Source organism: Rhizobium sp. R634, from assembly GCF_002211305.1.
Taxonomy (GTDB): domain Bacteria; phylum Pseudomonadota; class Alphaproteobacteria; order Rhizobiales; family Rhizobiaceae; genus Rhizobium.
The window spans coordinates 712,437-737,901 of record NZ_LOKW01000001.1 but is presented as its reverse complement, the minus strand read 5'-3'; the positions used below and the strand labels follow the sequence as shown (position 1 = coordinate 737,901).

Here is a 25,465-nt window from a genome sequence, read left to right as displayed (position 1 = left end):
TCGAATTCTCCTCTGGTTAATTTATGTGGTCCGTTTTCGGATCTCACGGCGTTCGTCTGGTCAGGTTTTCTCCGTGATCGTTGCGATGACGGAAAGGCAGTCGCCGGCCTTGATCAGGCCGGGCACGTGGCGGGCCGCAAGCACGCCATCCATGGCGGCGCGGTATTCGATTGGCGCAACACCGGTCTTGCCGACGGGATACACGCGCGCGACGATTTCGTTCCTTTTGACCGGCTCGCCCAGATCAAGGGCAAAGGCGATAAGCCCATCGTCCTCAGCAAAGGCGAAGCAATCGCTCGATGGCATATCCAGCCAGCGGGTCGGCCTAGCGTCCGGCGCGCCCTTCAGGATTCCGGTGTGACGCAGGAGGTTGAGGCTGCCCTTTCGCGCGATCTCGACCGACTTTGCGGTGGCTGTGCCGGCGCCGCCGAGTTCAGTGGTGACGAAGACCTTGCCCATCTCCTCGACCGTCGTATCCAGCATGCCAACCGCATCGATCTCCAACATCCTCATCGAGTAGGGCGCAGCAAAAGCCGCAACGGCATCAAAGCAGCGTGCCTCCTGATCCTTGTCAGGCAATTCGTGTGCTGCGGCATAGGGCAGAAAATCGAGCGTCTTGCCGCCCGAATGGAAGTCGAGGACGATGTCGGCGAGCGGTATCAGATGGCGGGTGACGTAATCCGCGATCTTTTCCGTCACCGAACCATCCGGGCGACCTGGAAAGCTGCGGTTCAAGTTTCCGAGGTCGATCGGAGAGGTGCGCGTGCCTGCTCGAAAGGCCGGGTAGTTGAGCGCCGGGACAATAATGATGCGCCCGCTTACCTTCGACGGATCCAGCGTCTGTGCCAGTTCGAAGAGAGCCGCCGGACCTTCATACTCGTCGCCATGGTTGGCGCCGGTCAAAAGAGCGGTTGGGCCTTCGCCATTGGCGATGATACAGATCGGAATCATCACGGAACCCCAAGCGCTATCATTACGGCTATAGGGTAGTCGCAGATGCCCGTGCTGAACGCCCTTCGCATCGAAATCGACGGAGGAGGTGATCGGCGAAGGGCGGGGCGCGCCGGTCAACATGGCATCAACCCTTCACGAATAGTTGGCGCGGCACGTTCGACAGGCATTCCACGCCTGTTTCGGTGATCGCGATGCTTTCGGTGATTTCGAGCCCCATGTCCTCGAGCCAGAGACCCGTCATGAAATGGAAGGTCATGCCAGGCTTCAGTTCGGTGCGGTCGCCTGGACGCAGGCTCATCGTACGCTCACCCCAATCCGGCGGATAGGAAAGACCGATCGGATAGCCGGTACGGTTGTCTTTGATGATCCCGTATTTCTTCAGCACGGCGAAGAAGGCGTTGGCAATGTCCTCGCAGCTATTGCCCGGCATTGCAGCGGCAAGGCCCGCTTCCATGCCCTCGAGTGTCGCCTTTTCCGCATCGAGAAAGGCCTGAGTCGGTTTGCCGAGAAATACGGTGCGCGACAGCGGGCAGTGATAGCGCTTGTAGGCGCCGGCGATCTCGAAGAACGTTCCTTCGCCCAAACGCATCGGCTTGTCATCCCAGGTCAGGTGCGGCGCGGAAGCGTCTGCGCCCGACGGCAGCAGTGGCACGATTGCGGGATAATCGCCGCCGAATTCCGAGGTGCCGCGGATGCCGGCATCGTAAATTTCTGCGACGAGATCGCATTTGCGCATGCCGGGCTCGACGATGTCGACAATGCGCTTGTGCATCAGTTCGACGATCTTGCCTGCCCTGCGCATGTAGTCGAGTTCCGTCGTGCTCTTGACCGCGCGCTGCCAGTTGACGAGGCCTGCCGCATCCTTGAAGCAGGCATTGGGCAGATGCTTTTGCAGAGACGCGAAGGCGGCTGCCGAGAAATAATAATTGTCCATCTCGACGCCGACGGTGAGGCTCGACCATTTGCGCTCATTGATGATCTGCGCCAGGAGATCCATCGGGTGACGCTCGGTCGACTGGACGTAGTGATCGGGGTAGCCGATGATATTGTCATCGTTCAAATAGGCGGTGCGTTTCGCGCCATTGGCATCCTGCTTGCGACCGTACCAGATCGGCTCGCCGCTCGGCGGCACCAGAACGCATTGATGCACATAGAAGGACCAGCCATCATAGCCGGTGAGCCAGTGAATGTTGGACGGATCGGTGACGATCAGGAGATCGATCCCCGCCTTTTCCATCGCATGACGGGTTTTGGAAAGGCGCGCGGCATATTCCTCGCGCGTAAAGTTCAGCGTCACGCTCACGCTGCATCTCCCATTTTGATGTCGTTTTCGATCGTCTGGCCGCTTCCTGCGTCTCTTGCGCGGGCAAGTGCCAGATTGGCGATGGCGGTGTCCTGCACGCCGGCCCCTGTGAGGTCGGCGAAGGTTATGTCGTCTGCGCTCGATCGGCCAATTGCCGTGCCGGCGATGATGGCTCCGAGTTCGGCAAACTGCTGGTCCGGCGTCACTGCGCCGGCCTTGATGGCATGATGCAGCTCGCCGAGAATGCGGGTCTGCGAAAGACGGTCTGCAACGTAGATAGCGCGATCAAAGACGGCCGGATCGATCTCATTCTTGTGCTCCGCATCCGACCCCATCGCGGTCAGATGCTGACCGGGTTCGAGCCATTCGGCCATCAGGATCAGCTTTTCTGCCGGCGTCGTCGTTACGACGAGATCCGCGCCGTGGATCGCTTCACGCGGATCGGCGATGGCGGCGACCTCGATTGCGTGGTCGCGAGTGAAGTCTGAAGCAAGCGTCTTGGCCTTTGCGGGGTCACGCGCCCAGATCCGGGCCGATTTGATCGGCCGCACGAGCAGGAGAGCCTCGAGCTGCAGCCGCGCCTGCATGCCTGCTCCAAAGATCGTGGCGACGCTGGCGTCTTTGCGTGACAGATGGCGTGCGGCGACCGCGCCGGCCGCTGCCGTGCGCACATCCGTGAGATAGCCGTTGTCGAGAAGGAGGGCTTCAACCAACCCGGTCTTCGCGCTCAGCAGGATCATCAGCCCGTTGAGGCTTGGCAGACCGATCTTGGGATTGTCGAAAAAACCGGGGCTGACCTTGATGGCAAACCCATCGAAGCCTGGCACGTAGGCCGTCTTGACGTCCACCTCGCCACGAAATTCCGGAATGTCGAGGCGCAGGATCGGCGGCATGGCAACGGCTTTGGTCGCGAGCGCAGCAAAGGCTTGCTCGACACAGTCGACAGCAGAGACGTCGAGCTTGACGATAGCGCGAAGGTCTCTTTCCATCAGAATACGGATACGGCTCATATGGCAGCCTCCGCGACGATTCTCTGGTGCAGGATCGGGTCAATGTTGCCGCCTGAGATGATGACGGCGGTGGAGCCGGAAAGTTCGACTTTGCCAGCGAGGATAGCGGCAATGCCGACCGCACCGGCACCCTCGGCCGTTATGTGCTCCTCCTGTGCGGCATGGCGGATGCCTTCAGCAATCTGATCTTCGGAGAGAAGGACGATGTCGTCGAGGAGATAGCGGCAGAGCGTAAAGGTCACATGGTTTGAAAGACCGATGCCGCCACCCAGTGAGTCCGCCAGCGTTTTCTCCTCGCGGACCGCGACTGGCTTGCCGGCGGCAATCGCCGCATGCATGGCCGCCCCACGCTCCATCGAAATTCCGATGACGCGGACCTCAGGCTTCAAGGCTTTGACGGCAACGGCAATGCCGCCAGCCAGGCCACCGCCGGAAAGGGGCACGAGCACTGTCGAGAGGTCGGGCAGGTCCTCCACAATTTCGAGGCCGATCGTGCCTTGACCGGCAACAACGTTCGCATCGTCGAAAGGCGGAATCGGCGTAAGGCTATGGCTCAGGCGTTCGACTTCCGCTTGCGCGTCGTCCTGCGATCTGCCGACGATGCGGATTTCGGCGCCGAGCGCGCGGATCGCTTCGACCTTGTTGGCGGGCACGAGCGATGACATGCAGATGGTGGCGGGAACGCCGAGTTCGCGTGCGGCATAAGCCACCGCGCGACCGTGATTGCCTGTCGAGGCAGTGACGAGACCACGCTTGCGCGTCATATCATCCAGCGCGAGGATAGCGTTCATCGCGCCGCGCAGCTTGAAGGCGCCGATGGGCTGGCGGGTCTCGAGCTTGAGATGGACAGGCCGACTGGCGCGTTCAGAAAGAGCGCTGGAATAAACGAGCGGCGTGCGTGTCACTCGGCCGCCGATGCGAGCGGCAGCCCGCTCGATATCGGCCAACGCGACTGGCGGCATCTTTTCTTCGGTCGATCTGGACAGGATTTCGCTCTTCATGATTGTCATGTTGAGAGCGAAGTAAAATCATGTCAATTATTATATTGTAATGATTCAATGATTTAGGTCAGATCTATCCGATAGCGCCGATGTCATAGACCGGCGGCAATTGCTCGAAGGCCTGCCGGACGATCGTCATTGCCTTGGCCAGGCTTGCATGGTTCATGCGTCCACCCAAACAGACACGAATGCCACCGCCATGACCCGGACCGGCGATGAAGGGTTCGGACGGCGTGACGGCGACTTTCTGGCTGGTGAGCGAACGGATCAGACCTTCCTCGGACCAGTGCGGCGGGACCTTGAGCCAGGCGCAGAGCGAGAGCGGATGGCTGGAGGCGATATGGTACCCCAGGATTTCACCGGCGATGGCTTGGCGCGCTCTTGCTTCGTCGCGTTGGATTTCGACCAACTTCTGTGCTGTACCGTTCTCGACCCAGCGGGTGGCGATTTCGCCGGTCAGATAGGTGCCGCTCCAGCTCGACACACGCAGGATCGAGGCAGCGCGAATGGAATAGGCGGGTGGAACAACGAGATAGCCAACGCGCAACCCGGTCAGCACCGCCTTGGTGAAGCTCGTGACGAAGAAGCCGAGGTCGGGCAGCATCTCAGTGATCGAGGGCAGGTTTTCCTCGATCAATGGGCGATAGACCTCATCTTCGATGACGAAAACACTATACCGCGCCGCAATCGCGGCTATCTCGGTCCTGCGGGCTGCGCCCGTGACATGACCGGTCGGATTGTTGAGCGTCGGGATAAGCACCAGCGCACGAACGCCGCCTGCCGCACAGGCGGCTTCCAGCGCATCGGGTACGATGCCCTCATTGTCCGTCGGCAAGCCCTTCAAACTAAAGCCAAGGATGTTGGAAAGCCCGATAATGCCGTGATCGGTGAGGTTTTCGCACAAGACCACATCGCCGGAGCGGACAATACAGCTTAGAGCAAGAAAAATGGCATGAGCGGCACCATTGGTGACGAGGATACGCTCCACCCCGGAAGTGACCCCGAGTGTCCGCAACCAGACGCGCGCGGTGTCTCTATGGCGATCGAGGCCTGCGATTGGGCGGCACGGACGCATGAAACTTGCATTGTCGCCGTCGGCGAGCTCGCGAAGGATCTCGCGTGATGCGGTCTCATGCGCATCAAGATAGACGCCGCGGATAATGGAAAGGTCGAGCACCTCGTTGGCACTATGATCAAGCATCATGCGCCCGGCCCGGTCCGTTACCCGTGTCTTCACGAAAGTGCCACGACCGATCTCACCGCTCAGGTAGCCGAGCCGCTCAGCCTCCTTGTAGGAAAGGCTGACGGTCTGGACGGAAAGGCCGAGTTCACGCGCCAGATCGCGATGCGTCGGCATTCGATCCATCGGCTTGAGCACACCGGAATCGATATCGGCGATAATGCGCTCGGTGAGCGCCGCATGCTTCGTCTCGCCTTTTTGTTTGGCGAGGCTTGGTCGCCATACCACCGGCTTCATCGCCGTTGTCGGAAAAGTGTTCAGCGGATTGGCTTGACGTCGCATGAAATTGTCTCGTTTAAGGACGATCATTTCATGACATTATGCACGCTTCGTCTGAAAAGATGAAGCTCTATGCAATTAGAGTCGTGATTGCTCCCGAAATAATCCCGATCATTTCGACTTTGCTCGCAAATCGGGAGCGGCGGGCAAGATTTTCTCGCCCCGCCGGCCATGCCTGCATCAGATCTTCTCGCCAGCCTTGATCAACTCGTCCATGACGGAGCGGACGGCGGATTCAGCAATGGCGACAATTTCGTCGATTTCTTCCTTGGTCGTGACGAGCGGCGGGGCAAAACCCAAGATATCGCCATGCGGCATGGCGCGGGCAATCAGTCCGCGGCTGCGCGCGGCCTTCGAGATTCGTGCGCCGACAGTCATGCCGGGCGCGAAGCGCGTCTTCTTTTCGCGATCGGCCACAAATTCGATTGCGCCCATCAGGCCGACGCCTCGCACTTCACCAACGATCGGGAGCTGAGCGAACGTGGCCTTCAGCTGCTCCTGGAAATAGCTGCCGACCGTTCGGGCATTCCCCGGCAGATCCTCCTTCTCGACGATGTCGAGAACGGCGTTCGCTGCTGCGGCGCCGATCGGGTGGCCGGAATAGGTGTAGCCATGCGAGAAAGAGCCGACGCGATCAGCCCCTTCTTCCATCACCTTATAGACCTTTTCGCTAACGATTGCGCCCGACAGCGGAAAATAGGCCGAGGTCAGCCCCTTGGCGACGGTGATCAGGTCGGGTTCGATGCCGTAATGTTGTGATCCGAACATCGAGCCGGTGCGTCCGAAACCAGTAATGACTTCGTCGGCGATGAGCAGGATGTCGTATTTCTTCAGGATCTTCTGTACTTCCTTCCAATAGCCTTGTGGCGGCGGCGTGATGCCGCCGGTGCCGAGCACCGGTTCGGCGATGAAGGCGCCGATCGTGTCGGGATCCTCATGCACGATCAGCGCTTCGAGTTCGTCAGCACGGCGTTTGGAAAATTCACGTTCCGTTTCACCGGCTTCCGCGCCCCAATAGAAATGCGGTGCGCCCGTGTGGATAATGCCCGCACGCGGCAGGTCCATGTGGTCATGGTAGAAGCTCATGCCGGTCATGGAACCGGAGACGACGCTGCAACCATGATAGCCGCGTTCGCGGGAGATGATCTTCTTCTTGTTCGGCTTGCCACGCAGGTTGCTGTAATACCAGACGAGTTTGGCTTGCGTTTCGTTGGCGTCGGAGCCTGACATGCCGTAGAAGATCTTGCTCATCTTGCCGGGTGCCATTTTCACCAGCCGATCGGAAAGGATCGCGAGCTCGTCCGTCGTGTGGGCGGCATAGGTATGGTAGTAGGCGAGGCGATAGGCTTGGCGCGAAATGGCCTCGGCGACCTCGGTGCGGCCATAGCCGATATTGACGCAGTAGAGACCGGCGAAACCGTCGATCAGCTGCTTGCCGAGCGCATCCTGAATGCGGATGCCCTTGCCCGTTTCGACGATCGTCGGATCGCCCATCTTGCCATTGGCGAAATCCTTGAGCTGCGTGAAAGGATGCAGGACGGAATTACGGTCCATCTCGGCGATCTGATTGGGATTGACGGTCATGGCGCGGATCCTTTCATGCAGCGAGGTTGCCGAAGCAGACATATTTTGCTTCGAGATATTCCAGGAGGCCGTGGCGCGACCCTTCGCGACCGAGGCCGGATTGTTTCCAGCCGCCGAATGGTATCGGGGCGCCGGTGAACTTCGGTGTGTTGACGGCGATCATGCCGTATTCGAGCCGGTCGGTGAGACGCATCGCGCGACCAAGATCGTTGGTGTAGACGTAGGCTGCCAGCCCCATTTCGGTGGCGTTGGCACGCGCGAGCACTTCCTGTTCATCATCGAAGGGCAGTATTGCAGCGACCGGACCGAAGGTCTCTTCACGGGCAATCAGCATGTCGTCGGTGACATCGGCAAGGACCGTCGGTATGACGAAGTTGCCGCCGAGCGGACTGTCCTGTCCGCCGCAGACGAGACGTGCACCGGCGGAGAGGGCCTGTGCAATCTGCTGGCGGCATTTTTCGGCAACCGAAGGACGGGTCATCGGTCCGATATCAGTGCCGGGTTCAAGGCCATGACCGACGCGAAGATCCATGGTCGCTTTGGCAAAGGCATCGACGAACCGATCATAGTGCCCGCGCTGGACGTAGATCCTGTTGGCAGCCAGGCAATCCTGCCCCGATGTGGCGAATTTTGCGCCGACACAGCCCTTTACAGCCTTGGACAGCTCGGCGTCGTCGAACAGGATGAAGGGTGCGTGGCCGCCAAGTTCCAGGGAGGCCTTCTTGATGGTCGCCGCCGATTGCGTCAGCAGGATGCGCCCGACTTCCGTGGAGCCAGTGAAAGAAAAGGCCCGCACGTCCGTGTGTTCGAGCAGACGGCGCGCGAGCGGCGCGGCTTCTCCCGTCAGAACCTGGAAGACGCCGGCAGGCATCCCGGCCTCCTCAGCAAGCTTTGCCAGAGCAAGCGCCGATAAAGGCGTTTCCGGCGCCGGCTTGACGATCATCGTGCAGCCGGCTGCGAGCGCAGCGCCCGCCTTGCGGGTAATCATTGCAGAGGGAAAGTTCCACGGCGTGATCGCAACCGTCACGCCAAGCGGCTGCATCTGTATCGAAAGGCGGCTGCCCGGCAGGTGGCTTGGCATTGTTTCGCCATAGGCACGCTCGCCTTCGGCGGCGAACCAGTCGAGGAAGTTCGCGGCATAGGAAATCTCGCCAAGGGATTCAGCGAGTGGTTTTCCCTGTTCAGCGGTCATGATGACAGAGAGATCCTGCGCGTTGTCGCGCATCAGTTTGCCCCATGCACGCAGGATCTGGCCACGTTCAACTGGGAGCCTGTCACGCCACTTGAGAAAGGCATTTCTCGCGGCGTCAACCGCGGCATCGGCATCGTCGAGTGAACAGGCTGCGACATCGACAAGGTGCTCGCCAGTTGCCGGATCGACAACGCTCAGCGTTTCTCCACGCTGAGCCCATTTTCCATCGAGAAATGCACGGCCTTCGATCAAATCGGGTCGTTGCAGCGTTTTCAGCGCAGCGCTGGCGATACCTTTCATGCGGAACTCCAGATGGGGTTTACAGGAAGACTAACCGCGCGCCATGATCGATTGACTGCATTGATTTGGCCGCCCGAGCAGGAAATGGGCTTAATTTGGATATCGAACGCAGGATTTCCGCATGACCATTCTCGATAGAGCGGATCGGGCGTTGCTTGACGCCGTCCAGAAGAACAATCGTCTGACCTCCGAAGAGCTGGCGCAGATCGTCAATCTTTCGCCAACTGCCTGTCAGCGACGGCTGAAACGCCTGCGAGAGGAAAAAGTGATCGAGGCAGACGTGTCCATCGTCTCACCCAAGGCGGCCGGGCGTGGGATTACCATGATCGTTCTTGTCTCCCTTGAGCGCGAACGGGCAGACATTGTCGATCGATTCAAAGCGGCAATCCGCACCACCAAGGAAGTGATGATCGGCTATTACGTGACGGGCGATGCCGACTTCATCCTGGTGATCACGGCGAAGAATATGGAAGACTACGAAGCGTTCACGCGCCGGTTCTTCTATGAGAATCACGATATTAAGGGTTTCAAGACCATGGTGGTGATGGATCGGGTGAAAGCCGGCTTCGCTTTCCCCATAGAGGATTGATCGCAGTCGGCCCACAGGATTGCCTGCGACAAGAAGTATTCGATCCAGTAACCTCATCCTTCTGAGCCGTTGAGTTTTCGACGTGACACGCTTGGCAGCGTCCACATGAGCCATGGCCAGCTCGATCTCACCTAAGATCGCTCTGAGCAGCGGCTCAAAGTTCTTTCTTGCCTTCTGCCTCCCTGCTATCGTGGAAGTGAGGAGACGGCGCCATGAGCGAGACCCGAAAGCTGGCTGCAATCCTGGCCGCGGACGTGGTTGGGTACAGCCGACTTGCCGGCGCCGACGAGGACCGCATTCTGGCGAGATTGCGGGCACTGCGCAGCGATCTCATCGATCCGACGATCGCCGTGCACCACGGCCGGGTGGTGAAGCGGACCGGCGATGGTGCGCTGGTCGAGTTCCGCAGCGTGGTGGACGCCGTGCGTTGCGCCATCGAGGTGCAGAACGGTATGGTGGAGCGCAATGACGGCGTGCCGCAGGACCGTCGCATCGAGTTCCGGATCGGTATCCATTTGGGCGACGTTGTCGAGGAAAGCGACGGCGATCTGATGGGCGACGGCGTCAACATCGCCTCGCGGTTGGAGGGGGTCGCCGCGGCCGGCGCGATCTGCCTGTCCGAGGATGCCTATCGCCAGGTCAAGGCGAGGCTCGACCTCTCGGTCTGCGATCTCGGCAACACGCAACTCAAGAACATCGCCGAGCCGATCCGGGTCTATTCCGTGCAAGTCGGCAGCGCCGGAACCAAGGCAGCCGCGACCTCGGAAACCGCGGCGAGCCGACCGGCGACGGCCGCGTCTCCGGAGCTCTCGATCGCCGTTCTGCCCTTCGCCAACATGAGCGGTGACGCCGAACAGGACTACTTCGCCGACGGCATCTCGGAAGACATCATCACGGCGCTATCGAAGTTGTCCCAGCTCTTCGTCATCGCTCGTAATTCGTCTTTTACTTTCAAGGGCAAGAATGTCCATGTGCAGGAAGTGGGCACGAAGCTTGGCGTGCGCCACGTGCTTGAGGGCAGCGTACGCAAATCGGGCAACAGGGTACGCGTCACGGCGCAGCTCATCGACGCGACCACCGGCGGGCATCTATGGGCGGAGCGGTTCGATCGCGAGCTCACCGACATATTCGCGGTTCAGGACGATGTCACGCAGCAGATCGTCGAGGCGCTGGCGCTCAATCTGACCGAGGGCGATCGGCAAAGACTGGCGCCGGGGCAGACCCGGCACCCCGAGGCCTATGACTGCTTCTTGCGTGGCAGGGAGCTGTGGCACCGGCTGACCAGACAAACGAACAGCGATGCCCGCGACCTCTTGCAACGTGCCGTCGACCTGGACCCGAACTTCGCCTCAGCGCACGCCTTCCTCGCCCTTACCCACGGGCTCGACTACCTGAACCGGTGGAGCGAGTCGCCGCAACGCTCTATCGAGCAAGCCGAAGAGGCTGCGACGCTGGCGGTAGCGCGGGATGATAGCGATCCCGTGGCGCACTGGGCACTGAGTGTGGTCAAGCTTTACTCGCGACAGCACGATCGAGCCATCAGCGAGGTCGAGCGTGCGATAGTCCTCAATCCGAATTTTGCCGAAGGGCAGGTCAGCCTCGGTGAGGCACTCATCTATTCAGGTAGATCTGAGGAGGCACTCGCCTATTTCGATCGGGCGAGGGTCTTAAATCCGTACTTTCCGGATGTCGTTCTCCACTTTCAGGCCTTGGCCTTGTTTCAACTGCGAAGGTACGAAGAGGCCATCGAGCTGTTGCTGCAGCGTGTGAGCCGCAACCCTGTCACCGATGTATCGCGCGCGCTTCTGGCCGCCTGTTACGGACACCTCAGCCGTGTCGAAGAGGCTCGCGCGATGTGGCAAGAGGTGCTGCGCGTCAATCCCGATTATTCATTGGAATATCGTCGCAAAGTCTTGCCCTTCAAGGACCCCGGCGCTTTCGAGCTCGTCTTGGAGGGGCTGCGCAATGCGGGGGTCGTACAATGACGGGTGAATATATTCGATCTTGAAACTGTTGCGGCCAATTGCCCAGTGGCTGCCGTGCGCGCCGAGGCCCGTGTAAGCAATCAAGCGACGACGAAATATATCGCCGAAAAACGAATAGGCTTCCATTCGGTCACCGGTAGCGGCAGTCCCGGCGCGATCCAATTCCATCCCGCAATCCGCCCTAGATGAGAACCACCGCCGCCCCAAACTGCCAATGTCGAGGCGGCAGATATGGCCTGGGTGAGATCGCCTGAGAATGTCCATCGGCCGCGGTTGCCGATGGCGACGGCGACCGCGATCTTCCACTGGTGTGTAGGCTGTCGCGAGCGAATAGAAGCTCATCACAAGGGCATGGGCTACGAGACGGTGAACAGGATGATGCAGGCGATAATTGCAAAAACGCCAGTGTATCGGTCACTAGAAAAAAATCGCGACATGCGCCGGGAGCATCAGCAATTCTTCCAAGGTGATCTGCGTTCGCAGCCCTCCTTGCCCTGCTGGCCAAGGGTCGCGCACCTCCAGGACCTTGCCATCATCCGAGTACCCGTACACGACATAATAATGGATCGCTGTGCCAACTACGAAAATTCGATCATTATCTATCTCGGTCTGGACCAGGTTAGCGGTGAGACTTTGTACGAACCGGCCGCCGGTAGCGCTGTTATCGAACGCGTTCCATTGCGTACGCACCAACTGCACAATCTGGCTTCGCAGATTCGCTCCCCCGTCTTCGTGCTGGCCCGCAGAGGCGTCCAGCGCCTCGGCCAGCTCCCATCGCTCTTGAACCGCAGGATCGAGTTCTGCTAGCGACCAGGTAATCCTCCTCGCAATGTCATACTGCGACATCGCAGTGAGACGACGGTAGTTCCTCACCATGCCCTCCGCGGCAGCGAAGCACCAAGAGGGTGTCTCCTGAGCGACCAGGGCTGGAGGTCTTGTGACTGTCGGCATGGGTGGCTCCTTTTTAACCGTCGGAAGCAGCGCGGTTAGTTGTAGCTGATCAATGGGAGCCTATATTCAGCTTCTATCTGCGCTCGCGTCACCAGATCCTCGAGAGTGGCCGCAGAAGCCGCTCCACCCGTCAAGAAGTCCCATGTTTCCTTCATGCGCTGCCTTGCCTCGTCGCGTTCTTCCTTCGTCAAGGTCGAGATTTCGTTCAGCTGAAGTGCGAAAATTCCAACGAAATCCGACCAGGAGATCTTTGCCACGTCAACGTTCGACAGCACATAGGAAAAGGCCGTTGCCTGCTCGATCTTCGTCTTCAACGAAGCCGCCGTCACCGATCTCGACCAAGCCATGAGGTCGACGCGATAGATCGCAAAATCCGTGGCGTAGACGAAATATTTGCTTGTGGTCATGGACTGTCCCTCAGTCGAACCCAGGAATACCTCAAGAGCCTTTGAGAGTAGCGAAAACACACCATCAATAATATTGTTGGTACCGCCTTCTATGAAGCCGCCGACCGCTGTTTTGATCACTTCCGGTATGTCTTTCATATTGTGCGAACTGAACGCTCTGGACATTCCGTCGGTGCGAAGGACCTTCGATATTGGCACCGTCTTGTTCGTGCCGTGCCCAGCATCTAATATCAGGAGATTAATTTGCTTCGTAAACAGTTCGCGTTTGGTTTCGCCCAACGCTTCGAGTGTTTCAAGCGCTTCTCGCTCCGCTTGAGCCAGTTCACTCGATCCGTCGAACTCAGAAATAAGGGTGCGAAACACGGCCATGTTTCTCTCCTGTTAAAGGTGCCAAATCTTTTCGAGCCACTTGTAGCAAAAACCGCAACCGTAAGGCACGGAATTTTTTTCTTACAATTAATAAGTTTATGCCTGGGTTTGAGCCTTGTGGCAGATTGGCACAATTCCGACGCCAGGCCGGGCACCTCGGGATGCAGAGGCCATCCGGAGCTTTGCGTCCGTTTCAGCTCGGTGGTTGCCTTTCCGTCCGCTCAACTATGGTGGACGCGAACTGGCAAGCGCTTCAGCGTTCCTCTGCACAAAGGGAAGCCATGAGGCGCCGGAGCGCCGCCGCTTCGGCTATCGCTGCATCCATGTGATCCTGGATCGGCAAGGGTGGATCCAATGAGTGACGGACAGTTGCATGAGTTCTTCTTACGAAACTGACGCTGAAATATCGGGGTTAACGGTTCTGGCACGGCGAGAACAATCAGCGCCGATCCAATCAGGGCGGTTGAAGCAGGTCATGGCATCGGAATGTTAGGATGACCAGCCGAGAATTCATTAAGGATGTCGGGGAGCGAACGACGGCTTAATTGTCGGGTCTTCCTATGCGATTTTCTTCTCGTCTCTTCATCGACTTGAGCGGAAACCCGCCAGCGGAGCACATTGTCGAGGATAAGGTCTGAAGACCGCTATGTTACAGGAACGCGACTAGTCTCCGGAAGCGAATATCGCGTGAGAACCGCATCCTCGCCATCGAGGGTCACTTCAATGACTTCATTGACCATATCCTGGTCTCCTGCCAGATCCTGCAATATGAGGGCAAACAATTCTCGTTGCTGTGCGGGAAGCACCTGCGGGACAATGATCACCAGACCCGCATGCAATTCCTCTTTCGCGTACAGCTTCCGGAAGTCGCGGGCATTGTTCGTTACGAACGTAAAATCCTCCTCGATGATCCGAGGCATCAGATCCCAGTCGGTTTCGCCGCTCAGTCCGAGCCAGTTCACATGGAAGCAATCGTGGCCGTGCGCTTGAGCCACGGCCACGAGAGACGTGTGAAGGCATTCATCGATAAGAAACTTCACGAGGTCGAGCCAGAGGGTTTGGAGAGATTCTCGTTCCGAAGGCTCAGGTGCTTCACGGATTTCACCTTCAGGCCCTGCTCCGAAAGCTTCCGCGGACGTCCTCTGGCGGGATGGGCCGCAACCCAGATCTCGGCAAGTTCCACCATGCGCTCGGTGAGCGACGGATAACCCTCGACGATTTCCGCTGTACTTGCGCCTTGGCTCTTCATCGCGGCAATTACTCGCACGGGAACACGGGTTCGCTTGAACACCGGCTCGCCGCCCGCGACACCCTTCACACTTTCGATCAGTCGTTCGGCTTCTCGAAGCGCCTCGGCCCGCGCGGCCAGTTGCTCCCGTGCGCGAGCGACGTCGATAATGAGATAGTCGTCTGCTCTCACGGTTTCGGCATCGGGGTTCTGGTCGATCGTGTCGAATAAGCGCTTGCGGCGCTCGGCAGACAAGATCGATCCGACGCCGTACCAGAGCTTCAACCGAAGCAGATCCTCATCGGTGAGTGCTCGACCCCTGCTACCAACGAGATGAGTCTCGATGATGCGCTTGTCGATCGCATTGTGCACTGACTTCACAGCGATCTCGCTGACAGCCGCCGCCTCGGCGGGCGTATAGGCGTGTGATGTGTTGGCCATAATCATTCTCCTTATGGAGAATATAATGCAGGTGGCGTCCCCCGTAAACACCGGCCGAGCTTTTCGATCTCGCTTCTGCTTATTGGTGGGCACCTTTGCAGCGGCCGTTCAGTCACGCGAAAACATCGCCCCCGCCCAGGCGAGGGACTTGCTCGTGCCGGCTCTTCACTTCGGTTCGTCGAAGATCAAGAGCTGGAAATCTCTCAAGATTGCGCTCGCTGATTGCTGCGATGGCAGAGCAATCGGTTCTGGTCCCATCAGGGCGAACGCATCTCATATAGCTTTCACAGAAAACTTTGCGTCCAAGTTCGAAAGCTTCAGCTTGAACATCATGGCAATCGTCCGTTGCGGATCGTTTCTGAGCTCAGCAAGAAAGGCAGTTGCGATCTCATTTGCCTTGGACGCTACCACGTCAAATCCATGTGCTGCTCTGTTCATTGCCTGAAGCGCGCTTCGAAACTAGTCGGTGACCTGGGGAGCAATGCCGAGCTCCTGTAGTTCCCACCTTTGTCTATCCCGACGCCGCAACTTAGAGAAAAGTTTCACGGACTCCGGCTGAAAGTTCTTTCAAGCGCTGCGTATTTTTACGCAACGCCACCGTTTGTAATTGTGCTAGCTAGACGACGCGAAATCTTAAACCCAGTTTTCTTGGTTTCATAACTTACTTGGAATTTATTTAAGCATATGAACTGCTTCTAATCTGTCGAAAAATATGATGACCAGGAACTGTTGGCGGCAGCGCGGATAACTAGCTGTACTAGAACTATTTTCTGAACTCAACACTTGCGTGCGCGCGGATTAATACGGCGTAACAAAAATGTCATATTTGGTTGCAATCGGGAATGAAAGAATGGAATTGAACTACGACATCCTACTCGTGGGAGGTGGGATTACTGGCTTGATGGCCGCGCAGAAGTTGAGCGATTTGGGCCTGCGGATTGCTCTAATTGAAAAGCAGACAACCCTCGCATCTGGTCCCTCAACTAAAAATGAAGGCCTGGCTACATCGGGGTACTTATCACGCGTCTTCCATCCGGGATCGCAATGCAGCCATTCAGGTTGCCCGCAGATGTATCTACGGACACAAACAATTGCGGCGTTTCGCACCCGAGGCTGTCGAAGATCCCGACGTGCTGCCTCTGGCCCTTATCAGGGACAGGGATAACCTTTCGGAGGTGATCTCGCGATGGGACGAGGCTAATGTTCGTTACCGGCCGGTGTCGCGTGCAGAAGCCGAGAAGATCATTCCGGACGCCTCGTTTAGGAAAGTTTCAGGAATTTTTCAGGTGGGGGACGTCAGTCTCAACACGCGAATCCTGTATCGTAAACTTTTCGCTCTTGCTCAAAAAGCGGGATGCGATTTCTATTTGGGATCTGAAATCGAAAAAATTGACGGTCGGAGTCTGATTGTTCGAGACAGCAGCGGTGACAGGCGGACATTCTCCGCGCGCAAAATCGTTTACTCATCTGGAATAGGTGCGAAAGACCTCTTCCAAAAACATCATGGGCTCAATCTGCCCATTCGCTATTGGAAAAGCCATCTGGTTGTGACCAAGCGTCTGGCGCAGGCCGGCGTTTTCTTTCTCGACCCTCATGAAGCAGCCATGATGCATCACGGCGATGTGAGTATTGTTGGTTTCAACGAGGATGCGCTGCTTTGCAACGAACCGTCATATGATGTCATTCCCGATCGTGCCGAAAATTTGCGCCGAGGCATCCGCCGAATATTCCCGTCCTGGGATGATCGTCAGTCGATCAACGTCGCGTGTGTGAAGGTTGACTATGTTACCGATCTTATGAGCGCACGTTCGCTGAACATTGCCATAAATGAGCCGATTCCAGGACATGTGTTGGTATTGCCCGGCAAGATGACGGAAGCTCCGTATCTCACCGATGTTTTGACCTCTTACATTCACGAACAGCTCGATAATCCGGAAATTGCACTCCGGCCCTGTGATCAATTCCCTCTTCAAGATTCGACTGCCATCAGAGAGGTTGCATAGATATGGCATTCCCCTCATTTATCGATGACACGCGTCGTTCGCGCGGTCTGATGACTATCGCAGACACTGGGAAGCTCACCGAGCGAGGGAATATAATCTTCGATCCATTTTCGGTGTTGATTGCTGCAGACGTCAAAATCGGCAGAGACAATATCATCTTTCCCTGCGTTTCTTTATTGTGCAGAGAACTGGGCGAACTCCTGATCGGCGACAACAATACATTCTACAGCAACTCTCTGGTCGAGGCCGTATCTGGCCCAATTTCCATCGGCTCGTCCAACCAGTTTGGCGAAGGTGGATTTACGGCAAAGACAAATAGGCTAGGTGCCCGGATCGTCATCGGCGACCATGGTCGTTACCTCAGCGGCGCATCTGTTTTTGGGGAGGCGACCTTAGGAACAGGAAGTCAAATCCTCGGAGCGATCACCGTCGATAGCTGCCATCTCGAGGCCGGCCAGTCACACAAGGAATCCGACCCGGATCTTCGGGGGGGGGGTGCTGAAAGGTTCAGGCGTCGCCCGCAATCTCATCGTTCCGACCGGCCAAGTCGTTCTTGGAAACGGCGTATTTTCTCAGGACGATACAAAGCCCCAATCCTTTTTCCACCCCAAGGGCAAATAAGATGTGCGCAGTTGAATTGGGGTTGGGCCTATTGTCGATAGGTCGGCAATGGGGTGTGAATAGGGTGTTACCTCCGGACGAGGAAGCAGCGCTCTTGCTCATTGACACAGCCTATTCGAAGGGAGTCCGTTTTTTTGATACGGCCCCCGCCTATGCAAGAAGTGAAGCGATTTTGGGTTTGGCTTTGTCCAGATCGCTCCTGCCACGGAACCAGGTCACCGTTGCAACGAAAATGGGCGAGAATTGGGATGCAAGAGATGGGGTTGCGCGGCCCGATCATTCCTTCGACGCGTTGGCAAAAAGTCTGGATAGGAGCCTGGAGTTGCTTGGCAAGATCGATGTGCTGCAACTCCATAAGGCGAATGCATCCAATGTTACCTCGCCTGACGTTTTCCGGGCATTTGATCGCGCTGAATCGATGGGGGCGAAGAAATTCGGTGCGTCTGTTAGCGACTTCGAAACTGCCGTTATTGCGTGCAAGTCCGGTCGATACGAATATCTTCAGTTTCCGTTTAATTTCGAAAATCAGTCGCTGCAGCCGGTATTTAGGATGCTGGCCGGATATCGCATGAAGGCTATTGTCAACCGCCCCTTCGCCATGGGGGCTCTCGTCCAGAATGATGCAGATAAAGGTGAGAAGTTGTTTCGGTTTATTCTGGAAATGAAATTTGAAGGCGTCATTTTAACGGGCACTTCTTCCTCCTCTCATTTGCAAGCAAATATTGAAGCTTTTTGGAGCGCGATTTCCTGATGTGGATGGTTTTTGGTTTATCAGCTGGCGCATTGCTCGGTCTTTATGACTTTTGGACGAAGAAAGCGATGGACGGTAACGGCGTGATCCCTATCGTGTTCTGGTCCTCCCTCTTTGGCGCATTCGCGTGGATACCCGCGTTCCTGCCGGTTTCCGATGCTTTCGGATTCCATGTGGATTTGTCTCAAACGAACGTGCACCAGCAAATACTGATTTTAATAAAGGGACTGGCGATGACCTTGTCTTGGGTCTTTGCCTATTATTCCGTTAGAGAGCTCCCAATGTCATTTTCTGGAGCTGTACGAGCGTCTGGACCATTATGGACTCTGGTTGGCGGTGCTCTTATCTTTGGGGAATATTTGTCCGCTCTCCAGCTCTCGGCTGTTCTGTTGTCAATTCTGGCTTATTACGCCTTGTCGCAGATCGGAAAAAAGGAGGGCATCCGCATACTGCGTAGCTGGCCGGTCCTCATGATGCTTGCCGCAACGGTACTCTCCGCTATGACCACGGTTTACGACAAGTTCATCGTTCAGAATCTCGGGCTGCCAATCTACAGCATCCAGGCTTATTCTGCGATCCATCGTTGTGCACTTGCGATGTTGTTCTTTGTCGTAATGTCCTGGAAGCGGGGCGGTTTCATGCCTTTGCGGTGGTCGGTCTATGTTCCGCTCGTTGGGCTTTCATGGGTAGGGGCTGAGCTAATTTACTTTTTTGCAATCGCCGATCCGGTTGCGAATGTGACGTATCTGTCAATATTCCGACGTACAAGCTTGGTAGTGGGCTTTCTCCTTTCGGTTCTTCTTATTGGGGAGAAGAATGTTCTTCCAAAAGGTGCAATCATCCTACTAATTGTCGCCTCAACTGCGGCTCTGATACTGGATCGATGAGCCTGATGTCAGCATCACTAGCATTGACCTGAAAAGGTCAACCTTCAACCTTTCCTTAGCTAACCGCCCTGGCCGTAGAAGACGAAGGATAGCGCTCGAAAGAGTTTTCCTCCCTCAACTCCATTAAAAAAGGAACTGCTTGCTCTACACCTCCCGCGCCGCGCGATGGTAGAGAATTTTGTCGACCTCCTCAAACAGCTACTTGCATTTGTAAATATTTTCGACTTTAGGGAGTGTAAATTTCAGCACGTCTTGATTCATTTGGGGGATTCATGGGTCACTTTCGTTCGGGTGTTGCAGGTTTTGCCGTAGCGATTCTGTCGGCATTGTTTGTTGCACCGGGCATAAACTCTGCTGTTGTTGGAACCGCGGTTGCGGCGGATACCAGCAAAAGTGGCTTTGGCAATGGAAGCACGGGGCTCGGCGGGACGGCCGCCCCTGATCCGACGACGTCCGACCTTACGTCCAATCCTGCAGCTGCTCCCTCTCAACCGGACAAGGCCGTCGATCGGACCACGCTTGGCAAGAGCGGTCTGACGCCTGCCGACAGCGACACGACCGCGACTACTTCGACCGAAAACGCGGTCGGCGCCGAGGCGAGCGACGACTCCACTGGCGCCGACAACAAGACAGACAGTTCCCTCAAGGCGAAGAGCCTGAGTGCCACGGCCACTGCAGCCGCCGTATCGATCCCCGCCGAGGCAGCGGTGAGCGCACTGGAGAAGGCGTCCCTCCCGCAGATCGCCGGATCGGGCTCATTCACCCAGTCGATTCCGATTGATTTCCCCTACTTCCACGGCATCGAGCCAAAACTGTCGCTCGGATACGACTCTACCCGCAAGAGCCGTATCGGCGGCAGCTACCAGGGGTGGCTCGGTTATGGCTGGGGGCTCGATGGGCTCGAGGTCATCGAGCGCGGCAGCGTCGGGAGCGGCATCCCGGCCTTCGACCTCAGCGATCTTTATCTGCTGAACGGTGAGTCTCTGATCCCCTGTTCACCGAGCACCTCCGTTTCATGCGCTACCGGGGGCTCTCATGCGACCGAGGTTGAGAGCGATCGCCGCATCAAGTATGACTCCACTGCCAGGACTTGGACGATTACCAATCGCGACGGCACGGTCTCGACCTTCCGCCCAGTGGCTGTCGTTGCCGGCACAAGTCCTGTCGCTGGAAGCGTTGATGGGAATTTGCAGCTGCTCGGACGGTTCCTGCTGACCTCCGTAACCGATACGAGCGGTAACACCGTCAATTACGGTTACACCTGCCCTGACCTGCCGGTCTGCTATGTCGCTTCCATCTCCTACGGCAGTACACTCGTCAGATTCAACTATGAGATCCGCCCCGACTACATCATCACTGGCAATGGCCATAATCTCTCCTATACGCGGCGCCGGCTAAAGACGATCGCGGTCCAGTCGTCCGGCCAGAACCTCTCTGCCTATCTGATGACCTACGACCAAGCGCAATTGTCCAACACCTCGCGCCTGACAAGGGTCGAGCGCTATGGCAGGGACGTGGCGTTCGACAGCGCGGGAATTCCGACTGCCGGGACCCACAAGATCATTCGGAAGATGGCCTATGACAATTTTAATCTGAGCTATGCTTCGATAGGCAGTCAGTTCCCGAAAACCGCCTATGACCAAGACTCGTATTTCTACAACAAGCAGGTCGTGGACCTGAATGCCGATGGATACGACGAAATCTTCGGCATGCGGCTGACCCATACGTATGACAGCTCGATCAAGAAATATAAGCCATATTTCTACTGGGACGCTACGAACTTTGCCTCCACTGGCGGCGTTTCGGGAACGTCGAGCGTTCAGATATTCAACCAGACAACGGATGCCCTACCGACACTGGCGGTTTCCTACACCGGACGCTTCGATGCGGGTAAAGTCACCAAAGACACTGCCTACGCGCTAGACTACACGATGACAACTGATCACAGCGGCAGTCCCGTCACCACCAAGTCCCGCTCTATCGGTGTTATCATCACCAGTGGTCTGAACATCAGCAAAACCGGCGGTACGGTCAACTTCAGCAGCGCTATCGATAAAACGTATGGTAAGACCAAGTCTTTAATGGCCCTGGACCCGGAAGGCGACGGTATTGACAGTGTGATCAGCGCGAAGGGCTATCCGGCAGATCTTCGGGGCAACGGCCGGCAGAGCGTAGCTGACCCTGCATCGAGCGTCTATGGCGACGTTGATGGCGACGGAGCGACCGATCGCGTTCGGATCCGTGCTGATGGCGTAAAATACTACGTCAGTATCGATATCTCGACTGGAAGCGGTTTCGTCCAAGTCGCCTCCGACTTGCCAATCCCAGGCGCTCCGATGCTGCGCGACATGGACAATGACGGCAAGATGGAGCTCGTCAGCTCCGCAGTCAAAAACACTACTACGCCCTTCCGCGACCTGCGCGCCTATTCCGTCTGGTCGAACGCAAGTGGGGTTAGCCTTCAACCTTACGGCACCACCTTCCGCGGCTCTGGTCTGTCCGGCGACTTCAACGGCGACGGGCTGCCGGACTTTGTGTCGTCGGAGACAGCGACGATCATCTCAAATGCCGGGTCCGGGAATCCGAACTTGATGCGCTCCGTTGCCCTTGAAACAGGCGGGACGGTTGCGATCGACTATACGCCATCCACCCGCTTTTCGAACAGTTACCTGCCGATGGTCATGCATCCGGTGACGAAGCTGACCGTCAGTGATGGACGCGGAAACGTGGCCGTCACCAGCTATTCTTATTCCGGCGGACTCTACAATCCGTCAGCTCGAAAATTCCTCGGTTATCGCACCGTCACACTCGTACCCGGCGAAGCTTCCGCTCCCGTCGTTGCGACGGCGTACCATCAAGATTTGGCTCGCTATGGTTTGCCAGAAGTCACCATCTTGCGGAACAGTGCGAATACGGCGTCCAAACAGGTTAACGAAACCTACGAAGCCAGTGCGTCGAAGCCCTACAAGGTTCGCAATATTGCGACAACGACGAAGCTGACGGAAGGCGGCACGACTGCCTACCTGCGGACGGAGCGCAGTTTCGATGCCTATGGCAATGTGACCGAGATCAAGGATCGCGGGCGCACGGTGGATGCCGCGGGCACCGAGAATGTCAATACCTTGGGCGACGAGAAGTGGACGACGTTCACCTATGCGCCGAACACATCCGCTTACATCGTCTCGCTGCCGACGGCGAAGGGCGTGCGCTTCGGTCTGGATGCCGCGTCACCGATCGGTGCTTATGAGGAATACCTCTATGACGGCGCCACGGCGATGGCGACACCGCCGGTCAAGGGCAATCTGACGCAGAAGCTCGTCTCTATGAGCGTCGGCAGCACGCCGCGGGTGTCATCGACCAGCTACGGCTACGACACCTACGGCAACCGGATCTCCGAGACCGATGCGCTCGGCAACCGCAGCGAATGGGACTACGACGCCAGCTATCATCTCTATCCGGTGGCGGAACGCAGCCCGCGCTACTTCGCCAATGGCGCCTTGACGGGCGACAGCCGCTTCGTCAGCACGACCACCTACGATCTGGTCTGCGGTCTTCCGGCCACCAAGACCGACTGGAACGGCATCGTCGAGACCTTCACCTATGACGCCTATTGCCGGCCCTATGGCTATCTGAATGCGGGATCGGGCAATTACCTCAACACCCGTTTCGAGAACGAGGGCAGCCCGACGACGCAGGCGGTGGTGACCGCTTCGCCGCGGACCAACGGCTCGGGCGAGGTGTTCAGCCGCACCTATTATGACGGGCTCGGGCGGCCCTGGCGGGTGGAGACGCCCGGTGCCTCCGCAACAGGGCCGGCACGGATCACCGACACGGTTTATGATGCCCGTGGAAACGTGCAGAAGACGTCGCTTGTCCGATTCAAGGCCGCCGAGAACGAGCCCGAGACGGTACAATGGACGACCAACAGCTATGACTGGCAGGACCGGGTGGTGAAGACGGTCAATCCGGACAGCAGCCAGAAGCTCTATCAGTATGCGGCGCAGTCGGCACTTGTTGCCGATGTCACCAGGCTGCCGGTGTCGCTGACTGTGATGACCGACGAGGAAAATCATCCGCACCGCAGCTATGCCGACGCCGACGGCAATGTCATCGCCCTGCAGTCGCAACTCGGCTCGGATTGGGTGACGGAGAACCGCAGCTACGACCCGCTCGGCCGTCTGCTGGGTGTGCGCGATCCCAAGGGGGCGCAATGGACCTACAGCTACGACCTGCTCGGCAACCGGTTGACGGCGAGCGATCCGGATCTCGGCAACTGGACCTATGACTATGACGATGCCGGCCGGCTGATCCGCCAGACGGATGCCCGCGGCGCGGTGACGACGATGGCCTATGACCAGATGGGCCGGGTGATCCGCAAGGAGGTGACCGAAGCGGGTGCGACGGTGCCGACACTGCTGGCTGAGAACAGCTATGACGAGCCCGCCGCTACCGGTTCGTCGCACAATGCCGGCATGCTGACCAAGGCCGAGAATGCCAATGCGACGGTGACCTACACCCGCTTCTATAACGGCGCCGGCGACAAGGTCATCACCCGGGCCGTCATTGACGGTGTGGCGAATTCGACCACGGTCGAGCATGGACCGACCGGCAAGACCACGGCGATCAGTTATCAGCCTGCCAACATCGTCGTCGGCAAGCGGACCTTGCCCTGGCTCTACAATGATGCCGACCTGCTCTCCAGGATCCCCGGGCTAATCGACTCGACGAGCTACGAGGCCGATGGCCAGACGACGTCGATCAATTACATCAATGGCGTGAAGACGAGCTTCAGCTATTCGCCGACGCGGCGCTGGCTGGACCGGGTGACGACGGCGAAGGGCACGACGGTGCTGATGGACAATCAGTATACCCGCGACCGGCTCGGCCGGATCAAGACGATCACCGGACTGACCGCCAACGACAACTGGACCTACAGCTATGACGATCTCTCCCGTCTGACCGGCGCCGACAATGGCGGCGACAACAGCCTCGACGAGACCTATACCTATTCACCAACGGGCAATCTTCTCTCGCGCAGCCGGATCGGCGCCTATACCTATCCGACGGCGGCAACGGCGGTGCGCCCGCATGCGGCAACGCAGATCGGCGCCAAGGCGATCAGCTACGATGCCAACGGCAACATGGTCTCCGACGGCACCCGGACGCTTGCCTGGGACGGATCGAACCGGCTGTCGACGGTGACCCAGAACGGTGCCACGGTGACGCTCGCCTATGGTCCGGACGGATCCCGGGTGAAGAAGAGCTGGGCCTTCGGCACGACGCTCTATCCCGATGCCAATGTCGAGATCGACCGGACGACGCCGGGCACGGATATCTACACGCTCTATCCGCATCCCGATGCCAAGATCGTCGTCACCGCAGGCAGCACGGTACAGGACAAGTTCTTCCTGCACCGCGATCATCTGGCTTCGGTGCGGCAGGTGACGAACGAAAGCGGCTATCGTGTCGAGCAGACCGGCTATGCCGCCTACGGCGAAGCCACCAACAGCACCATGCAGACCAAGAAAGGCTATATCGGCGAACGCTTCGATCCAGAGACCGGGCTGATGTATCTCAATGCAAGGTACTACGATCCGGCCTTCGGGCGGTTCATCTCGCCGGATGACTGGGACCCGACCAAGGAAGGCGTCGGCACCAACCGCTACAGCTACTCCGAAAACGATCCGATCAATAAGAGCGACCCGAACGGGCATTCCATCAACTACTCAGATAGTTGGGGACAGCGTAGTACCGATCCAATCAATGGACGGTCGTCCGGCTCTGTGACCGGGTTGAAAGCGGCAACTAACGTCAGTCTGAGCAGCGGAACAACCGCCGGCAGCCGAGCCTTTGCAGGCGGTGTTTTCGGTGATGAGCCCGACGTGGAAGAAGAAGGGGAAATCGGAAATTTTGAATTCCAGCGACGTCTGATGGACGAGCAGTTGGAAAAGCATATTCTGGGTCCAACAGCGGGCTTCTTCCACAGAGAAATGCATGGCGTCGATATCAAAGGCATTGGTACGGGCGGTCCCTTGGGGGGAACCGGAAAATCCGTAGGTCAAGTAGGGCGAGACGGGGAAGCAGCTGTCCGCGCCAAGGTCGATATTGGCGCTAAACAGAAAATCATTGTGAATGGAAGGGTTCGAATTCCCGATGGGATCACCCGATCAAGTCTTTCAGAGGTGAAAAACGTGGGAAGACTGAGTCTCACCCAGCAACTGCGAGATTACATCGACATCGCCAGATCTCGAGGGTTGCGTTTCGACTTGTTCGACCGGCCGACGACCCAAAGATCAAGCCCTCTCCAAAGGGCAATTGACGACGGCTTGATAAATCGCAGGGATATAGAGCGGTGATCTTAGGGGGCGTG

18 protein-coding genes are annotated in these 25,465 nt (G+C 57.7%); 7 read left to right on the top strand and 11 right to left on the bottom strand.

All coding sequences use genetic code 11. The annotated features are described in order from the left end of the window. Nucleotides 1-60: 60 nt before the first annotated feature. The 7 genes from doeB to ATY77_RS03235 all read right to left on the bottom strand — a co-directional run bounded on the left by doeB (nucleotide 61) and on the right by ATY77_RS03235 (nucleotide 8,863). Nucleotides 61-1,074 carry a N(2)-acetyl-L-2,4-diaminobutanoate deacetylase DoeB gene (doeB, locus tag ATY77_RS03265; protein WP_088686050.1) on the bottom strand — a complete coding sequence of 338 codons (1,014 nt, stop codon included), beginning with the start codon at nucleotides 1,072-1,074 and terminating at the stop codon, nucleotides 61-63. 4 nt (nucleotides 1,075-1,078) lie between these two features. Next, nucleotides 1,079-2,257 carry an ectoine hydrolase DoeA gene (gene doeA / locus ATY77_RS03260; protein ID WP_088686049.1) on the bottom strand — a complete coding sequence of 393 codons (1,179 nt, stop codon included), beginning with the start codon at nucleotides 2,255-2,257 and terminating at the stop codon, nucleotides 1,079-1,081. After that, a complete protein-coding gene (gene eutC / locus ATY77_RS03255; RefSeq protein WP_088686048.1) occupies nucleotides 2,254-3,267 on the bottom strand; it encodes an ectoine utilization protein EutC in 1,014 nt (337 codons plus the stop codon). The genes doeA and eutC overlap by 4 nt, the downstream gene beginning before the upstream one ends. Next, a complete protein-coding gene (gene eutB / locus ATY77_RS03250) occupies nucleotides 3,264-4,277 on the bottom strand; it encodes a hydroxyectoine utilization dehydratase EutB (protein ID WP_190237569.1) in 1,014 nt (337 codons plus the stop codon). Before eutB ends, eutC begins: the two co-directional genes overlap by 4 nt. 64 nt (nucleotides 4,278-4,341) lie before the next feature. Beyond that, nucleotides 4,342-5,790 carry a PLP-dependent aminotransferase family protein gene (locus tag ATY77_RS03245; protein WP_088686047.1) on the bottom strand — a complete coding sequence of 483 codons (1,449 nt, stop codon included), beginning with the start codon at nucleotides 5,788-5,790 and terminating at the stop codon, nucleotides 4,342-4,344. A gap of 177 nt (nucleotides 5,791-5,967) precedes the next feature. Next, nucleotides 5,968-7,371: an aspartate aminotransferase family protein gene (locus tag ATY77_RS03240; RefSeq protein ID WP_088686251.1), complete on the bottom strand. Its 1,404-nt coding sequence runs from the start codon at nucleotides 7,369-7,371 to the stop codon at nucleotides 5,968-5,970. A 13-nt stretch (nucleotides 7,372-7,384) separates the two neighbouring features. Then, the gene (locus tag ATY77_RS03235; protein WP_088686046.1) at nucleotides 7,385-8,863 is read right to left on the bottom strand and encodes an NAD-dependent succinate-semialdehyde dehydrogenase; all 1,479 of its coding nucleotides are present in this window, start codon (nucleotides 8,861-8,863) and stop codon (nucleotides 7,385-7,387) included. A gap of 121 nt (nucleotides 8,864-8,984) precedes the next feature. Between ATY77_RS03235 and ATY77_RS03230 the strand changes: the two genes are divergently transcribed. After that, complete coding sequence (locus ATY77_RS03230) at nucleotides 8,985-9,452, top strand: Lrp/AsnC family transcriptional regulator (RefSeq protein WP_088686045.1); 468 nt, start codon at nucleotides 8,985-8,987, stop codon at nucleotides 9,450-9,452. A 212-nt stretch (nucleotides 9,453-9,664) separates the two neighbouring features. Next, a complete protein-coding gene (locus tag ATY77_RS03225) occupies nucleotides 9,665-11,437 on the top strand; it encodes an adenylate/guanylate cyclase domain-containing protein (protein ID WP_088686044.1) in 1,773 nt (590 codons plus the stop codon). A gap of 417 nt (nucleotides 11,438-11,854) precedes the next feature. Here ATY77_RS03225 and ATY77_RS03220 read toward each other — a convergent pair whose 3' ends face one another. The 4 genes from ATY77_RS03220 to ATY77_RS03205 form a co-directional block, all read right to left on the bottom strand. Then, nucleotides 11,855-12,388 carry a papain-like cysteine protease family protein gene (locus ATY77_RS03220; RefSeq protein ID WP_141103902.1) on the bottom strand — a complete coding sequence of 178 codons (534 nt, stop codon included), beginning with the start codon at nucleotides 12,386-12,388 and terminating at the stop codon, nucleotides 11,855-11,857. A 35-nt stretch (nucleotides 12,389-12,423) separates the two neighbouring features. Next, a complete protein-coding gene (locus ATY77_RS03215; protein ID WP_088686042.1) occupies nucleotides 12,424-13,164 on the bottom strand; it encodes a hypothetical protein in 741 nt (246 codons plus the stop codon). Nucleotides 13,165-13,808: 644 nt separating this feature from the next. Next, nucleotides 13,809-14,204, bottom strand: a complete 396-nt coding sequence (locus ATY77_RS03210; RefSeq protein ID WP_088686041.1) for a DUF5615 family PIN-like protein — start codon at nucleotides 14,202-14,204, stop codon at nucleotides 13,809-13,811. Next, nucleotides 14,201-14,833, bottom strand: coding sequence for a DUF433 domain-containing protein (locus tag ATY77_RS03205; RefSeq protein WP_088686040.1), 633 nt, complete (start codon nucleotides 14,831-14,833; stop codon nucleotides 14,201-14,203). Before ATY77_RS03205 ends, ATY77_RS03210 begins: the two co-directional genes overlap by 4 nt. 947 nt (nucleotides 14,834-15,780) lie before the next feature. Between ATY77_RS03205 and ATY77_RS03190 the strand changes: the two genes are divergently transcribed. The 5 genes from ATY77_RS03190 to ATY77_RS03175 all read left to right on the top strand — a co-directional run bounded on the left by ATY77_RS03190 (nucleotide 15,781) and on the right by ATY77_RS03175 (nucleotide 25,451). Continuing rightward, a complete protein-coding gene (locus ATY77_RS03190) occupies nucleotides 15,781-16,836 on the top strand; it encodes an FAD-dependent oxidoreductase (RefSeq protein ID WP_245314275.1) in 1,056 nt (351 codons plus the stop codon). Nucleotides 16,837-16,838: 2 nt separating this feature from the next. Then, entirely contained in the window at nucleotides 16,839-17,498 is a 660-nt protein-coding gene (locus ATY77_RS32340) for a hypothetical protein (RefSeq protein WP_141103901.1), read from the top strand. Further along, nucleotides 17,459-18,208: an aldo/keto reductase gene (locus tag ATY77_RS03185; RefSeq protein ID WP_088686036.1), complete on the top strand. Its 750-nt coding sequence runs from the start codon at nucleotides 17,459-17,461 to the stop codon at nucleotides 18,206-18,208. The genes ATY77_RS32340 and ATY77_RS03185 overlap by 40 nt, the downstream gene beginning before the upstream one ends. Continuing rightward, nucleotides 18,190-19,095 (top strand): DMT family transporter, encoded by a 906-nt coding sequence (locus ATY77_RS03180; protein WP_141103900.1) that lies wholly within the window; start codon nucleotides 18,190-18,192, stop codon nucleotides 19,093-19,095. The genes ATY77_RS03185 and ATY77_RS03180 overlap by 19 nt, the downstream gene beginning before the upstream one ends. Nucleotides 19,096-19,367: 272 nt before the next feature. Then, nucleotides 19,368-25,451 (top strand): RHS repeat-associated core domain-containing protein, encoded by a 6,084-nt coding sequence (locus ATY77_RS03175; RefSeq protein WP_088686034.1) that lies wholly within the window; start codon nucleotides 19,368-19,370, stop codon nucleotides 25,449-25,451. The last annotated feature ends 14 nt before the right edge of the window (nucleotides 25,452-25,465 follow it).

Coding starts and splice junctions, on each gene's coding strand:
- doeB (WP_088686050.1), bottom strand. CDS start 1,074: ATGTTGACCGGCGCGCCCCGCCCTTCGCCGATCACCTCCTCCGTCGAT.
- eutC (WP_088686048.1), bottom strand. CDS start 3,267: ATGAGCCGTATCCGTATTCTGATGGAAAGAGACCTTCGCGCTATCGTC.
- eutB (WP_190237569.1), bottom strand. CDS start 4,277: ATGACAATCATGAAGAGCGAAATCCTGTCCAGATCGACCGAAGAAAAG.
- ATY77_RS03245 (WP_088686047.1), bottom strand. CDS start 5,790: ATGCGACGTCAAGCCAATCCGCTGAACACTTTTCCGACAACGGCGATG.
- ATY77_RS03240 (WP_088686251.1), bottom strand. CDS start 7,371: ATGACCGTCAATCCCAATCAGATCGCCGAGATGGACCGTAATTCCGTC.
- ATY77_RS03235 (WP_088686046.1), bottom strand. CDS start 8,863: ATGAAAGGTATCGCCAGCGCTGCGCTGAAAACGCTGCAACGACCCGAT.
- ATY77_RS03230 (WP_088686045.1), top strand. CDS start 8,985: ATGACCATTCTCGATAGAGCGGATCGGGCGTTGCTTGACGCCGTCCAG.
- ATY77_RS03225 (WP_088686044.1), top strand. CDS start 9,665: ATGAGCGAGACCCGAAAGCTGGCTGCAATCCTGGCCGCGGACGTGGTT.
- ATY77_RS03220 (WP_141103902.1), bottom strand. CDS start 12,388: ATGCCGACAGTCACAAGACCTCCAGCCCTGGTCGCTCAGGAGACACCC.
- ATY77_RS03215 (WP_088686042.1), bottom strand. CDS start 13,164: ATGGCCGTGTTTCGCACCCTTATTTCTGAGTTCGACGGATCGAGTGAA.
- ATY77_RS03205 (WP_088686040.1), bottom strand. CDS start 14,833: ATGGCCAACACATCACACGCCTATACGCCCGCCGAGGCGGCGGCTGTC.
- ATY77_RS32340 (WP_141103901.1), top strand. CDS start 16,839: ATGGCATTCCCCTCATTTATCGATGACACGCGTCGTTCGCGCGGTCTG.
- ATY77_RS03185 (WP_088686036.1), top strand. CDS start 17,459: ATGTGCGCAGTTGAATTGGGGTTGGGCCTATTGTCGATAGGTCGGCAA.
- ATY77_RS03175 (WP_088686034.1), top strand. CDS start 19,368: ATGGGTCACTTTCGTTCGGGTGTTGCAGGTTTTGCCGTAGCGATTCTG.